At 42.8% G+C, this 15,359-nt stretch carries 13 protein-coding genes; 9 read left to right on the forward strand and 4 right to left on the reverse strand.

Going from position 1 to position 15,359, the window contains the following annotated elements; translation table 11 throughout:
- The 3 genes from V7K35_RS28910 to V7K35_RS28920 all read left to right on the forward strand — a co-directional run.
- A partial coding sequence (locus V7K35_RS28910) for a hypothetical protein (protein WP_335083839.1) occupies window positions 1-185 on the forward strand: 185 nt, incomplete at its 5' end.
- 281 nt (window positions 186-466) lie between these two features.
- Window positions 467-2,194, forward strand: a complete 1,728-nt coding sequence (locus tag V7K35_RS28915) for a S8 family serine peptidase (RefSeq protein WP_335083841.1) — start codon at window positions 467-469, stop codon at window positions 2,192-2,194.
- Between the two features lie 114 nt (window positions 2,195-2,308).
- Entirely contained in the window at window positions 2,309-2,608 is a 300-nt protein-coding gene (locus V7K35_RS28920) for a hypothetical protein (protein ID WP_335083843.1), read from the forward strand.
- 46 nt (window positions 2,609-2,654) lie between these two features.
- Here the strand turns inward: V7K35_RS28920 and V7K35_RS28925 are convergent, their stop codons facing one another.
- Window positions 2,655-3,023 carry a CU044_2847 family protein gene (locus tag V7K35_RS28925; protein ID WP_335083845.1) on the reverse strand — a complete coding sequence of 123 codons (369 nt, stop codon included), beginning with the start codon at window positions 3,021-3,023 and terminating at the stop codon, window positions 2,655-2,657.
- Between the two features lie 145 nt (window positions 3,024-3,168).
- On the opposite strand from V7K35_RS28925, the gene V7K35_RS28930 reads away from it, so the two are divergent.
- The 5 genes from V7K35_RS28930 to V7K35_RS28950 all read left to right on the forward strand — a co-directional run bounded on the left by V7K35_RS28930 (window position 3,169) and on the right by V7K35_RS28950 (window position 10,765).
- Complete coding sequence (locus V7K35_RS28930) at window positions 3,169-6,618, forward strand: nSTAND1 domain-containing NTPase (RefSeq protein WP_335083847.1); 3,450 nt, start codon at window positions 3,169-3,171, stop codon at window positions 6,616-6,618.
- 361 nt (window positions 6,619-6,979) lie between these two features.
- Entirely contained in the window at window positions 6,980-7,156 is a 177-nt protein-coding gene (locus V7K35_RS28935) for a hypothetical protein (protein WP_335083849.1), read from the forward strand.
- A gap of 488 nt (window positions 7,157-7,644) precedes the next feature.
- Window positions 7,645-8,934 carry a glucose-1-phosphate adenylyltransferase gene (locus V7K35_RS28940; RefSeq protein WP_335083851.1) on the forward strand — a complete coding sequence of 430 codons (1,290 nt, stop codon included), beginning with the start codon at window positions 7,645-7,647 and terminating at the stop codon, window positions 8,932-8,934.
- 169 nt (window positions 8,935-9,103) lie between these two features.
- Window positions 9,104-9,577 carry an AAA family ATPase gene (locus V7K35_RS28945; RefSeq protein WP_335083853.1) on the forward strand — a complete coding sequence of 158 codons (474 nt, stop codon included), beginning with the start codon at window positions 9,104-9,106 and terminating at the stop codon, window positions 9,575-9,577.
- 177 nt (window positions 9,578-9,754) lie between these two features.
- Complete coding sequence (locus V7K35_RS28950) at window positions 9,755-10,765, forward strand: DnaJ C-terminal domain-containing protein (protein ID WP_335083855.1); 1,011 nt, start codon at window positions 9,755-9,757, stop codon at window positions 10,763-10,765.
- 76 nt (window positions 10,766-10,841) lie between these two features.
- On the opposite strand, the gene V7K35_RS28955 is transcribed toward V7K35_RS28950, so the two are convergent.
- From V7K35_RS28955 to V7K35_RS28965, 3 genes are all read right to left on the reverse strand, one after another.
- Entirely contained in the window at window positions 10,842-11,495 is a 654-nt protein-coding gene (locus tag V7K35_RS28955) for a glutathione S-transferase family protein (protein ID WP_335083857.1), read from the reverse strand.
- A 57-nt stretch (window positions 11,496-11,552) separates the two neighbouring features.
- The gene (locus tag V7K35_RS28960) at window positions 11,553-12,089 is read right to left on the reverse strand and encodes a peroxiredoxin family protein (protein WP_335083858.1); all 537 of its coding nucleotides are present in this window, start codon (window positions 12,087-12,089) and stop codon (window positions 11,553-11,555) included.
- Between the two features lie 158 nt (window positions 12,090-12,247).
- The gene (locus tag V7K35_RS28965) at window positions 12,248-12,859 is read right to left on the reverse strand and encodes a peroxiredoxin (protein ID WP_335083860.1); all 612 of its coding nucleotides are present in this window, start codon (window positions 12,857-12,859) and stop codon (window positions 12,248-12,250) included.
- Between the two features lie 131 nt (window positions 12,860-12,990).
- Between V7K35_RS28965 and V7K35_RS28970 the strand changes: the two genes are divergently transcribed.
- Entirely contained in the window at window positions 12,991-15,288 is a 2,298-nt protein-coding gene (locus V7K35_RS28970; RefSeq protein WP_335083862.1) for an amylo-alpha-1,6-glucosidase, read from the forward strand.
- The last annotated feature ends 71 nt before the right edge of the window (window positions 15,289-15,359 follow it).

Genomic DNA, 15,359 nt, shown 5'->3' on the forward strand with positions numbered 1-15,359 from the left:
AGAGGTTGTTTGAAAAGTGGTTAGCTGTGATTAAAATCACCCCCCTTAATCCCACGCCACTTGCTACAACGGAGGGAACCTCCCTTCGGGTTCAGCAGTTCCTCATGGGGGAAACCCCCAAGACTGGACTGCCTCACCGCAACGCAGTGGCTCCCCGATGTATTGGGGGGAGACCGGAAATCTAGTTCCCTCACGCCACATGCTTCAAGTCGGGCATTGCCCGCCCAACGCAGTGGCTCCCCAATCTTCGGGGAGGGTTAGGGTGGGGTAAAAAATATTTGATACATCAATCATGACTTTTCAAACATCCTCTAAGCTTATTTGATGTTATCTATGAAAAAAATAGATAACTATAGTCGCATCAAATAATCAAGACTAAAAAACTACATAATCTGCATTAATGCTAGAGCGACTTATCAGGGTAGACTACTTTACTTTCACCCAATAAATTAAATTGGAGGTAAAAATGAGACACGAAAAACTTTCTCCAGGACTACTTTTGGCATTTCAAGATTATCAAAATGAAGGAGATAAAGCTTTAGTTACACACAAGCGATCACTTGGGATAACTGCCCATAAAAGCCCGGTCAAGCCAACTAAGAGTGTCGTTTTTATTTACTGCGACCCTAATGCAGACTTGAGTTATTTATCACAATATAATATTGAAGTCAATCAAAACTCTGGGAGTGTGCGGACAGCTTTCTTACCAATAGAGAGTTTAGATGTCTTATCTGAAGAAGATGTCATTCAGCGGATTAAGCCATCACGCAAACTTCATTTGAGGATGGACACTGCACTAGTAAAAGTCAAACTACCGGAGTTTAAAAACCATACCGGACTGACTGGTAAAGGAGTAATCATCGGCATTATAGACAGTGGCATTGATCCGAAACACCCCGCCTTTGCTGGGCGAATTTTACAAATTTGGGATCAAACATTACCAGGCCCAGGAGTCACAGAGGGCGGCTATGGGGCTGAATTGACGGGAGCGCAACTGACAATTTCTCAGGATACTGGCGGTCATGGAACTCACGTTGCTGGAATTGCCGCTGGTGCCGATACTACCTATGGCGGTGTAGCACCAGAGACGGAATTAGTTGTCGTCAGATCAGATTTACAAGATGCCCACATTGCTGATGGCGTCCGTTACATTTTCCGAGTTGCTAGAGAGTTGGGACGCCCAGCAGTGGTGAATCTCAGCTTGGGTGGACACGCTGATCCCCATGATGGTAGCGACTCCTTATCCAAAGTCATTGACGCCGAAACTGGCCCTGGAAGAATTGTTTGCTGTGCTGCGGGTAACGAAGGGGACGCCAATATTCATGGACAAGCGACAATACCCAGTGGGCGCACTCGTGGTATGCGCTTTAATGTTCCTTTGAATCAAATAGGCATAGTTTGGTTAAACGCTTGGTATTCCAAAGATAGCGAATTGGAAGTGTCAGTGCGGAGTCCTAACGGTTTTGTCACCCCCTTCCAAAAAATAATTATTGACGGCAATCCTGCACAAGATTACCAATTACCAGATGCACGGGTGCAATTAGCGACACCAGGGCCAGATCAAGCCAACGGCGATCATAATTTCTTTGTGCAAATACGTGGTAATGGCCCCTCGCCAGTAATGGGAGGTGTTTGGCAGCTGCGAGTCCGCAACACTTCTTCAACTGACACACATTTAAATGTGTGGACATTAGATGACACTTCGTCAGTGTTTTTCACAGGTAAAAGTGTGAAGGATGCGATGAAAATTGGTTCGCCAGGAGCCGCTAGCAGTGCAGTTACAGTTGCTGCCTATACTACTAAAGCCACGTACACAGATATTGATAACCAAGTGCGAGAAATGGGGTTAGAATTGAACACTATTTCGGAATTCAGTAGTGAAGGACCTCTACGGAATGATGGACACAAGCCCGATGTAGCAGCACCAGGAGCAATGATTGTTTCCACACTTTCCGCCGATGCAAATTTTGACCGCTCATCGATGATTAATTCCAAGTTTGTGGTTCAGGCTGGTACGAGTATGGCGACACCGTTGGTTAGTGGATTAGTGGCACTGCTGTTGCAGCGAGATCCTAAACTTGATCCGGCTGCTGTGAAAGACTTACTACGCAAAAATAGTGCCATTCCCGGAAAACCCGCAGGCACATTTGATCACAAATGGGGTTATGGAGTGATTAATGCTTTAAATCTGTAATTAGACTGAAAAAGGTGGATATTATTTCTGTACAAGGGTAGGCGATAAAAACCTATAACTTTGATAAGTTAAGGTAGGGAATTATTGCCTACCCTTTTTACCAAGGAATTGTTGATGAATTATCAGAAACTAGATGCCGCTCTTGCTACAGGGCTGAATGATGTTCAAGACCCAGAAGAAACTAGTTTGGAGGTTTTCATCCATACTGAACCAATTTTAGACTCTGCTGCAACTGCTGTTTTAGAAAGTTTAGGCGTCAGTGGTATTACCAGTGGCAAAGATATTTTTACGGCAACACTGTCACAAAATGCCATTTCCCAATTGTCAGAGCAACCTTGGGTGAGGTATTTGAAGCGATCGCAGCAATTACGTTTGGTTAATAGGAGAATAAATATAGGGAAGTTGGGTGTTTAATGGGCATTGCCTAACCCTAGACTGCACGGATAATTTTTTACAGTTACTATGAATCAGGTTTTTGTTTTTCTGGAAACTTACACTTCACCTCAATTTGCAGATTACTTTCAGCTGAACCTTCGGTAATGTAAGGAATGCCGGCTTTGCCACCCAACTTAATGCCAAATGTAAGTTTTACCTCCTCAATTTCAGCAGTATTAAAGTCTTTAAAAGCACTCAGAGCATAGATAGTATAAGAGCGAATCATTTGGCGAGCTTGTTGCATCCGAGCGATCGCATCAGTTCGCACATCCTTGTATTCTATGCCATCCTCGTCCTCCTCAATTTCCTGAGTTATTTCGGTGGCTGTGACGTTAATCTCAATCTGCTCAATCTCTCCATCTGCTTGAAAAAATAGTTGCTGTACTTCTGACATAAGCTACCTTGATTAAGTTTTGTAACGTATCTGAATAAATTTCAGCTTGCTTGCAGAAAACTAACAGATGGTATTGTTTCTAATAACACAGCCATTATTGTGTCTGTCAAGATTATTCCGCATTTACCAACCCAAGGTGTGTTAAATGGCACGATATGCGCTTGTTATTGGCATCGCCGAGTATGTCAGCCCTTCATTAGCGCGTTTGTCGAAGACTACAAATGATGCTGAAGCGATCGCGCAACTCCTAGAGCAATATGGTGATTTCCAGTCTGTACAAAGACTACCACAGCGCTGGAATAAAGATAAAAACGGCTATGAAATGGGAGCGCAAAAAGTTACTGGCGCTCAACTTGGGCAAGATTTGAGAACATTCCTCCTAGAGCAAGCAGCTAATAATGAAGCGCTGATTTATTTTAGCGGACACGGTTTTACTATTTCCGACAATTTAGGACAACAAAAGGGATATTTAGCAAGTTCCGATTGTCAGATTGAATTTAAAGAAAACGAAAATGCTGAACAAAAATATGGCATTCCCCTCGATAGTCTTAACGACTTAATTCGAGATTCGCAATTGAGTAGTTTAGTGATGCTCCTCGATTGCTGTCATAGCGGCTATTTCTTAGAAAGACAATTAATAGAAAGAACTCTTAACGCTTTCAGTACACAAAAAGATTATTACTTAATTACAGCTTGTCGTGGCTTTGAACGCGCCGGAGTTATTAAAAGTGAAGAATATAGCATTTTCACAGGTGCAGTTGTTAAGGGATTGGCGGCAGAAAATGCAAGTAGTAGTAGGCGAATAAGTGGTGATCGCTTGTTTGATTTTGTCAGTAATGAACTTAAAGGTTCAGTACAGGAGCCGATTCGCATGGGTTGGGGACGTTCGATTACTTTAGTGACTTATCCCCAATTAGATATTCCTACAGGCGAAAAAATTGCTTTCAATCAGGAAAATCCTTATCGGGGACTTTATGCTTTTGAATCAGAACAAGCGCAATATTTTTGTGGAAGAGAAGAAGCAGTTCGCACCCTAATTTCGCGTCTAGTAGAGAGTCGATTTTTGGCTGTAATTGGCTATTCAGGTAGTGGTAAATCTTCCTTAGTAAAAGCAGGTTTGTTACCGCAACTGAAAGGCGATCGCCTCCCTGGAAGCAGTGAATGGGCGATCGCATCTTTTACACCAAGAGAGCATCCTTTAGGTAAACTCGTTGATATTTTAGCTCGACAACAGCAGCAAAATAAACCGCATCTATTATTTATCGATCAGTTTGAAGAAATATTTACCCTGTGTCAAGACGATGAGGAACGCAAAACTTTTATCCGGTTAATAGCACAGGAAGTAAAAAAGGCTGAGGTAGAAACGCGGATAATTTTGACAATTCGCGGTGATTTCTTAAATCGTTGTGCTGATTATCGAGAAATTATAACTCTCATTAATAATATTCCTCCTACATCATTCATCATTACACCGATGTCTTTTGCTGAGTTAGAAGAAGCAATAGAAAAACCAGCCAAATTACATGGGGTAACATTTGAGCGTGGTTTAGTTTCACAAATTTCCGCCGATGTAGTCAACCGTCCTGGTGTATTACCCATACTGCAATATGCGCTTAAGGAATTGTGGCGAGTTTGCATTGAAGAACCGGAATCGCCAGAACCGCTTTTAACTCGTAAAGGCTATGAGGAAATTGGCGGGGTTAAAGGAGCTTTAGATAAACGAGCCACAATTTTGTATGAAAGTTTAACAACTATAGATCAAGCCTTTGCGCGTCGCTTGTTTATGGAATTGGTGCAGTTAGGTGAAGCTGGAGAAGTGACGCGGCGGCGTGCTAGCTGGGAGAGATTAGAAGCAATTTCAGATTCTCCACAACAATTGCAAAGGGTTGTAGGATTGCTGGCGGGTTCTCAACAACGTTTAATTATCACTGATGAAAATACGATTGAAGTTGCTCATGAAGCACTTTTATCTGAGTGGAAATTATTAAATACTTGGATTGCTGAAAATCTGGAGAATATTCGTCTAAGTCGCTCTTTAGAGGAAGATTGCCAGGAATGGGTACAAAGATTTAATAAATCGGATGATGCACTGTTAACAGGTGCAAACTTGGCTGTAATTTCTGAGTGGGTGAATAAGACTCAGCCAAGACTTACGCTATTAGAATCAGAATTTTTGCATAAGAGTTTGGAGAGACGCGATCGCCAAAATCAGGCAGAATTAGAGCAAGCAAAAAAACTCCAACGAGAAGCAGAAGCCAAAGCCAAAGCTGAATCACAAAGAACTAGATTTGCGATCGCTTCTGCAATACTTGTAGCTGTATGTGGGGGATTAGGAGCGTTTACATGGCAACTTAACACAAAGAGTAGCCTGAAGGATAAGATCGCTTCTGGAGCATTAATTGCATCGCCTGAGCTACTTTTGCAAACAGGGAATCAGCTTGATGCGATGATAGCAAGTGTACAAACACTCAAGCAATTTCAAGATTTAGATATAGACGATACTGATGCACTCAAGCGACTTAAATTAGTAATTGACGGGGTGCAGGAACACAATCGTTTAGAGGGACATACAAATTCTGTTACTAGTGTAAGTGTCAGTCAGAAAGATCCACTTATTGTTTCTGGAAGTAAAGATAAAACTGTGAGACTTTGGAAACTAGACGGTACTCCAGTTAAAATCCCTGCACCCATGAAACATGAGGGTGATGTTTATAGTGTTAATTTCAGTCCTAATGGTCAGTACATCGCCTCTGCTAGTGCTGATAGTACAGTGAAGATTTGGAAGAAAGACGGCACTTGGATTCAAACTCTCCCAGGAGATGGAAAGCGTGTAGTTTTCGTAAGTTTCAGCCCTGATAATAAAACAATTATCTCTACTTGTGAACGTGGAGATGTAAGGCTATGGGAAATAGATGATACTTCATCAAAAATTTTTATCAAAGCGCCCCATATTCTGATCAAAGGAAATGGTAAATACACAATCTGGAGTGCAGAATTCAGCCCTGATGGTAAGATGATTGCTACTGCCTCTGATGATGGGAAAATTCAAATATGGAAAAAAGACTATACTCTTATTACTACTTTTGAAGGACATACTGCATCAGTAAGATATGCCGCTTTTGGTATTGATAATAAAACTATTATTTCTGCTAGTGAGGATAATACTATCAGAATTTGGAAATGGACAAACGATCCTAAAGACCATCACACTATTTTTATTACAAAGAATGCTAACACTCCTTACAGAGTTAAATTTAGTCCAAACAATCAAATAATTGCTGCTACTAGTATTGATGGAACAATCCAACTATGGAAAGTTGATAAAGGGACTCAATTACCTTCTCTAGGAAGACACAGGGATAAAATAACTGATTTGAGCTTTAGTCTTGATAGTAAAAAGATTGTCACTGCCAGCCGTGACAAAACTATTAGGATATGGAGTTTAGATTCTCACTATGAAACTAACTCAGAGACAAATACTACTGGTTTGTTGAGCAAAGGATGTAAATGTTTATCGGATTATTTAAGTAGTAATGATAATGCTGGCAATAAATATCACGATATTCGTGAAAAATGCCAAAATTTAAAAAATTAACGATAGTTAATCAGGACAAAATAATAATAACTGCTAATCCTGTCGGAAATGCACTAGATATAGCAATCCAGAATCATTCGTGAGAAAATACTGAAAAGAATACAAGTATTATTTGCGACTATAAAGCAATACGGTTCACTTAAGGCTAAAAGTCTGTTACCAAAGTCAATTTTTTAACGAACCGCTAAGGCGCAGAGTACGCAGAGAGAAGAAAGAGATGCTTAACTGAACTGTATTGCTTTATGAATATGGTGTTTTCTCACGAATGACTTAGGATTGCTATAGCTGAGAGTTGAATATTCAGGAATCTAGTGAATATAAAGTGTAGAATTTTATAGAATATGAATTAAAAGCACAGTTTGTGACAAAGAAAAACTTAAAAACTAACAACAACAAACAAACCTCTGAAAAGAGTCAATCTAGCAAGAATCCATCTCCAAGCGATGCTCCTGATAATGGAAATCCTGATAATGGTGATCCTGCTTGCAATAACTGTGGTCTTATTGACGACAGAAAGAATAGTGAACCACAGAAATGAGCCTTAGAGGATGTTTGAAAAGTATTATTGGTAACATGAAATCCTCCCAAACCTAACCCTCCTAACCCCCCTAACCCTCCAACACTAACGATGGAATGGGGGTTTTCAAGCCTTTATCTCTGTGGTGGAGAGGAATGGAAGAGGAGTTTTTAGTATACTTTGTGATTTTCCAAACAACCTCTAAAATATGAAAGTGAAATCAATGCAAATTTTGAGTACAGCAAGTTCAATGAATCTATGGCTTTTGTGTCATTGAACTCTATCTCAAGTCAAGACTTGATAATTTTTTGAAGCAGCGTAGCTTCTGCTCCCCCATTTCTCATAACAATTAATACAAATGTTCTATTTATCTCCTTATCAGCCGCACTATCCATCACCAACAGCATTCTGTAAAATTCATCCCTGAGAATATTTGCTCCCCCCTTACCTGTGGTGGCAGACAGTCCTAAACTTAAGATGAGAGTTGAAAGGCAGTCAGGAGAAATTTGGTGAAGAAAGTATTATCAATCATTCTTGGTGGTGGCGCGGGTACTCGGCTTTACCCGCTAACCAAACTCCGCGCTAAACCAGCAGTACCAGTGGCGGGGAAGTACCGCTTAATCGATATCCCTGTAAGTAACTGCATAAATTCCGAAATATTCAAAATCTACGTCCTGACACAATTCAACTCAGCTTCCCTGAATCGTCACATCGCCCGTACCTATAACTTTACTGGCTTCAACGAAGGGTTTGTAGAAGTGCTAGCCGCACAACAAACACCAGAAAACCCAAACTGGTTCCAAGGTACAGCCGATGCTGTACGTCAGTATCTGTGGTTAATGGAAGAATGGGATGTAGAAGAATATCTAATTCTCTCAGGCGATCACCTCTACCGCATGGATTATCGCCAGTTTATCGAGCGTCATAGAGAAACGGGGGCTGATATCACTCTCTCAGTCATCCCCATCGATGAGCGTCGCGCCTCAGATTTTGGCTTGATGAAAATTGACGATTCTGGTAGGGTAATTGATTTTAGCGAAAAACCCAAAGGTGAAGCGTTACGCCAAATGCAAGTTGATACAAGTGTACTGGGATTATCAAAAGAGCAAGCCCAGCAACAGCCCTACATCGCTTCAATGGGGATTTATGTCTTTAAAAAAGAGGTATTGTTTAAGTTGTTGAGAGAAGGTATAGAAAGGACTGATTTCGGTAAAGAAATTATTCCTGATGCCTCTAAAGATTACAATGTTCAAGCTTACCTTTTTGATGATTACTGGGAAGATATTGGAACAATCGAAGCATTTTACCATGCCAATTTAGCCCTAACTCAGCAGCCTCAGCCACCTTTTAGTTTCTACGATGAAAAGGCACCAATTTATACCCGTGCCCGCTACTTACCTCCAAGTAAACTTTTAGATTGCCAGGTAACAGAATCAATTATCGGCGAAGGTTGTATTTTGAAAAATTGCCGCATTCAACATTCAGTGTTGGGAGTGCGATCGCGAATTGAATCTGGCTGCCTCATCGAAGAATCTTTGCTCATGGGTGCAGATTTTTACCAAGCTTCTGTAGAACGCAAATCCAACGTAGAACAAGGTGACATTCCTGTAGGTATTGGTGCTGACTCGATTATTCGCGGCGCCATCATCGATAAAAACGCCAGTATCGGTCATGATGTGAAAATTATCAATAAAGATAAGGTGCAAGAAGCTGACCGCGAAAGTCAAGGTTTCTACATCCGCAGTGGCATCGTCGTGGTGCTGAAAAATGCTGTAATTCCTGATGGAACAATCATTTAATAGTTAGGAGTTAGGAGAGATGCGATTAATCGCGTCTTTACAAGAGTTAGGAGTTAATGACTAAAAATTCTGATTACTCCTCACTCCTCACTTTTACACTTATTTTCAGGTAAATAGACCATGCAGTAGGGGCGCAAGGCCTTGCGCCCCAGAAATGTGATTCAAATACATGAAAACTGCTGTAACTTCTCACTGCTCACTTTTATTACTGATTGGTCTTCCAGGTAGCGGTAAGTCAACTTTGGCAAAAACATTACTGGCAGAATGCCCCCAGATGTCGCTGATTTCTACGGATGCCATCCGGGGGCAACTGTTCGGTTCGCAAGCCATTCAGGGGTCGTGGCTGCTGATTTGGCAAGAAGTAGAACGGCAATTTCAGCAAGCTATTTCTACAGAAAATACAGCAATTTTCGACGCTACCAACGCCCAGCGCCGCCATCGACGTGAAGTCATTGCTTTAGCCCGTGACTTGGGGTTTACCCACATTACGGGAATTTGGGTGGATACGCCAGTTTGGCTGTGTTTGGCACGTAATAAAAGGCGATCGCGCCAGGTTCCAGAAGAAATTATTTTGCGGATGCACCGTCAACTCAGGGATGCTCCCCCAAGCCTGAAAGAAGGGTTAGACAGGCTGATCCGCTGATCAGAAAAATTGGAGTACGGAAATTGCGATCACACGGTGAGCAAGAACCACACTTGATTTTCTATATTGTTTGCTAATTTAAAATTAGATTCTTTATTGCTTGGCATTATACTCAGCAATTAAACATCTGTGATCTTAAAAAAAAACATAACAGGAATTTCTATAGGAGACTAGTAGATGGCTGCAACCGACTTCAAAGACTATTACGCAATTTTGGGAGTTAGTAAGACTGCCACTCAAGAGGAGATTAAACAAGCCTTTCGTAAACTAGCCCGCAAATATCACCCCGATGTCAACCCAAATAACAAACAGGCAGAAGCACGCTTCAAAGAAGTTAGCGAAGCCTACGAAGTCGTGTCAGATACAGATAAACGCAAAAAATACGACCAATTTGGTCAATATTGGAAACAAGCTGGTGAAGGTTTCCCATCCGGCGGTGTTGGTGCTGATATGGGTGGCTTTGACTTCAGTCAATACGGCAATTTTGATGAGTTCATCAATGAGTTGCTAGGACGCTTTGGCGGTGCTAGCCCTCGTGGTGGACGACAACAAAGTTACTCACAAAATTACTCTTACCGGACTTCCACAGGTTCGTCAACTGGTTTTAGTAGCTTTAACGATTATGGGTTTGGTGATGCAAGCACGGGTACTTCCCAGGACACAGAAGCTGTAATCAGCCTAACTTTTGCTGAAGCATTTAATGGTGTGCAAAAGCGCTTCAGTTTAGGTAACGAAACAATTGATGTTCGTATTCCATCTGGGGCTAAACCTGGTACTCGCCTGCGCGTGCGGGGTAAAGGTCAAATCAACCCGATGACTCAACAACGAGGGGATTTGTACTTAAAAGTCGAACTTCAGCCGCACTCCTTCTTCCAAATGGAAGGCGATAACTTGGTGTGCGAAGTGGCAATCACACCAGATGAAGCTACTTTAGGAGCGTCTATTGATGTACCCACTCCCGATGGTTCAGTTAATGTCAAACTACCAGCGGGAGTCCGTTCTGGTCAATCGCTGCGTTTACGTGGCAAAGGTTGGCCTCTCGCCAAGGGTGGACGCGGTGATCAGTTGGTGAGAGTGGCGATCGCTCCACCAAAAGACCTCAGCCAACAAGAGCGGGAATATTATGAAAAAATTAGGGCTATACGTACTTATAATCCCCGCAGTCATTTGCAGCAAGTCAAGCTGTAAATATTTTGGATTGTAGAGACACGAAAATTGCGGCACGAAGTCCAGCTTCGCGTCTCTAAATTAATTAGGTATGAATTTACTGGGACATTCTCGCCAGCACAATGGATTTAAACGCTTCCATTTCCTCCGGTGTAGCCTCGGTAGCTTGCCATGATGGGCGTGCTACTAAGCGATCATTCCAAGCGCTCAGTTTTGGATAGTCACTTAAGGAAATGCCTAGACTTGGCAGCACAGTTACTACAGTTCCAGCTACAACTTCGGCAAGAGTGAGGTTTTCACTACCAAAGTAAGGGCGCTCGTTTAACAAATTTTCAAAAAACTTCAGTACTGTGGCAATTTTTTGCTGTGCCTTCTCGATTTTTTCTGGATCTCCTCCAGGCAAGCCAAGAAACTGAGGTAGAAAGGTGGTAGCTGCTGGCAAAAGCTCATTCACAGTTACCAGTTGTACCATGCGGGCGATCGCTAAATCTTTAGCATCTTTAGGCAACATCGCATGCGTGGGGTATTTTGCCTCTAAATAGTCCAAGATTACTAAGGATTCCACTATATTAAACCCATCATCTACCAACACTGGAATGTGGTGGAAAGGGTTAATTGCCAAAAACTCTGGTTTAAACTGCTCCCCATCCAGTTTTATCTCTACCAATTCAAACTCAAGTCCTTTTTCCAGAAGAGTAATCCAGACGCGGCGAGAGTTGGGAGAAATAGGCGAATGATAAAGGGTTAACATGAGATAACCTCACAGCTTTACAAGTAGGGCGGACATTGCCAATCTTACACCTTATACTCAATTGAATTGTTCTAACAATGTCTCAACACTGGCGTTGTGATCCAGGAAAGAAAATAAATGCCAGTAGCGGAGTTTTCCCTCATTATCTAATACAAACTGGGCTGGTAAAGGCGCTCCCAGTGCTTGTCCTACTTGATAGGTACGAAATATGCGACAACTTGGATCACTCAGCAACGGCATTTGTAAGCCTAAATCTCTGACAACTATTTGACTCTGCCGTTCATCGGTACTAGTAATCATCAAAACTTCTATACCACGCTTTTTAAATTGCTCATAATTATCCTTCAAAGCTTTGATATGAGGAAAACAAAAAGGACAATATTGTTTTTCGGTAAATATCCGAGTAAAGGCAACTAATACTGGTTGCTTGCCTTTGTAATCAGACAATTTTACTAAAGTTCCGTTGGTAATATCTGGCAGTTGAAAATCTGGTGTTCCTACTCCCAACCTGAGTTGATGTGTTGCTGGAACTGGTAAAAAATTGCGGAAGAAGCGTTCATTCAATAAACCACTAAAATCAGTTGAAGTAAGCATAATTTTAACCTTGATTATTTAAATACTATTGTATGAAAAAACCACAGATAAATATGGAGGTTGACACTGTTTAATGTGTATCTCTATTTATCTGTGGTTTTCATTGATTTTACTCTCAACTCCAATAGGATGGATTAGAGTTTGGTAGCTAGCAAAATTTAGACAGCAGAGAAGTATACTTTGGACTTCACTGGGTCAGGAACCATTGTCTGGTCACCAGGTTGCCAACCAGCTGGGCAAACTTCGTCGGGGTGAGACTGAACATGCTGAATTGCTTGCAATGTCCGCAAGGTTTCATCAACGCTGCGACCAAAAGCTAGGTTGTTGATGGTGGCGTGCTGTATGATACCATCTTTATCGATGAGGAACAGACCACGCAAGGCAATGCCTGCTGCTGGGTCAAGCACGTTATAAGCGGCGCTAATCTCTTTCTTAATGTCGGAGACTAGAGGATAATTCAGGTCGCCGACACCACCAGACTTACGATCTGTTTGAATCCAAGCGAGGTGGGAGAATTCACTGTCAACGGAAACCCCTAGTACTTCTGTATTAATTTTATTGAATGCTTCGTAGCGATCGCTAAATGCTGTGATCTCAGTGGGACAAACAAAGGTAAAGTCTAGTGGGTAGAAAAACAATACGACATATTTACCGCGATAATCGGAAAGTTTGATTGTCTTAAATTCCTGATCTACCACAGCCGTTGCTGTGAAATCGGGAGCTTGTTGACCAACGCGGAGGCTTCCTTCGATTCCGTAAGTGAGGGACATTAACCTAATTCTCCTTTATCCGTTTAGTAGCGTTAAAATTCGGGTTAGCTAAAACTCACCCATCTACGCTCTCACAGTTTAATTACAATCTGTTACGACTATATCATACTCATAACGATTTTGAGTAGCAAATGCCTGATTTAGATACAAGAGAATGGTTGCTTACCAATGGCTTGGGAAGTTTTGCCAGCGGTACGGTTTCTGATGTCCGCACACGCACTTATCACGGTTGGCTTTTTACCGCTACAAACCCGCCTTCTGGGCGGACTCTGCTGTTTTCGCACCTAGAAGCTAGCTTAGAAGTATTCGGGGGCGTTGTGGCACTGGGGACAAATGTTTGGGGTAACAGTCAGATTGAACTGACAGGCTACGAACTGCTACGCTGTTTTGATATTAACCCAGTCCCAAAATGGATTTGGGGTCAAGATAACTGGCAGTTGATTAGACAATTGGTGATGCCCTATGGGTTAGTGGGGACTGGGGACTGGGGACAAAGGGAGATAAGCAATGCCGATGCCCAATTTGGTCATAAAATTTTGATCCAATATCGCTATGAAGGAAGTGACACAGCGATTTTACGGCTGCGACTGCTGATAGCAGAACGTGATTTTCACCACCAGCAAACTGCTAATCAAGGATTACAGTTCTCAGAATTGCTTGGGCAACAGCAAGTTTCTCTGCAAGCAAAAAATTATGGGCATTTTGGTATACCTTGGCACTTGCGTTGGACACAAGGAAATTATCAATCAGATGCAGTTTGGTATTGGAATTATGGATTGCCTGAGGAGACAAAACGGGGATTAGGCAACAAGGAAGACCTCTACAGTCCTGGTTACTTGATAGTCACACTGCAACCAGGAGATGCGGTGACTCTAGAAGCACGAGTCGGTTTTCCCGACTCAATGGCAGGTGTTCTCACGTCCGAAACCTTTGCAGAAGCCGTGGAAGCAGAGCAAGACCGGCTCTGCCAGATTTTTGGCTGGAGCGAGCTCTCTACTCTGCCCTCCCCTTTGCCCCCCATCCCTAAACCTCTGCCTCTTGTACCCTATGACGCCAGTCGCCTTAAGTCGGGAAACCCTTTCGGCAGTTCCTCTTGGGGGAAAACCCCAGACGCTCTCTACGACACACGCAAGGGACGCGGACTCGCTAACGCTGCGCTATGCGCGGCATCGTCTCCCCTTGAGAGAAAACCGGACTGCCTCACCACAGCGCTGGCTCCCCAATGCCCATTACCCCTTATCCCCAGAGGGGGCACCGAGTTCCCCAATCCCCAATCTACAATCTGGCAGCAACTACTCAAAGCAAGCGATCAGTTTATCGTCTATAGAGCCTCAATTGCAGGCCCCACAATCATTGCTGGTTATCACTGGTTTAATGACCGAGGACGCGACATATTAATCGCCTTACCTGGGTTAGCACTAGTTCCACAGCGCTTTGACCTGGCAAAAAGAGTATTGGGGACTTTTGGGTATTACTGTCGCCACGGTTTGATTCCTAATGCATTTCCTGATGCCGATGGCGAACCACTTTATAACAGTATCGATGCGGCACTGTGGTGGATTGAAACTTTAGGACTTTATTTAGAAGCTACCCAAGACTGGGAATTTTTGGCAGAGCAATTCCCCGTAGTCCAACAAATTCACAAAGCCTTTGTTGGTGGTACACGCTACAATATCCAGGTTGATGCTACTGATGGGCTAATTAGTTGGGATGCTCGTGGTGTAGCCCTCACCTGGATGGATGTGGTAATTGAGGCACACCCTCTCACTCCCCGTCATGGTAAGCCAGTGGAAATTAATGCGCTGTGGTATTCAGCTTTATGTTGGCTGAGTCAGTGGGCAGAACGCTTAAGTGAGCTTAAGTTTGGCGATCCAGTGCGTCTCACTAAACAAGCACAACGTTATACTCAGCAAGCACAACAGGTGAAAACCTCTCTGCAAAAGTTTTGGAATCCTCAGCTAGGTTATTTATACGACACTATTGAGCCAGACGATCGCCGGAATTTTCAAATTCGTCCTAATGCCGTTTTGGCACTGTCACTGCACCATTGTGGGTTTTTTGCACAGCAAGGGTGTCAAGTATTAGATTTGGCAACTGCCAGCTTGCTTACCCCCTATGGTCTTCGCAGCCTCGATCCGGGAGATCCCGAATACAAAGGGAGATATGAGGGTAACCAAGAGCAACGCGATCGCGCTTATCACCAAGGCACTGTTTGGGCTTGGCTAATTGGCCCATTTATTCGTGCTTGGCAACGTTTTTATCCGCAACAATCGCTGCCTTTTGATTGGCAACCTCTGCTAGATCACTTCCTATTTGACGCTTGTCTTGGTTCTATTTCTGAGATTTTTGATGGCGATGCACCTCATACACCCAGAGGAGCGATCGCACAAGCTTGGTCAGTTGCCGAAGTCATTCGCCACATTAAATAGTGCTGAATATAATTTTCTTAACCAAGGAACTTCTAACCTGCTGAAAATATCGGCTGCTCACATCTTATTAT

It is taken from the genome of Nostoc sp. (assembly GCF_036917275.1).
In the GTDB taxonomy this organism is placed as follows: domain Bacteria; phylum Cyanobacteriota; class Cyanobacteriia; order Cyanobacteriales; family Nostocaceae; genus Nostoc.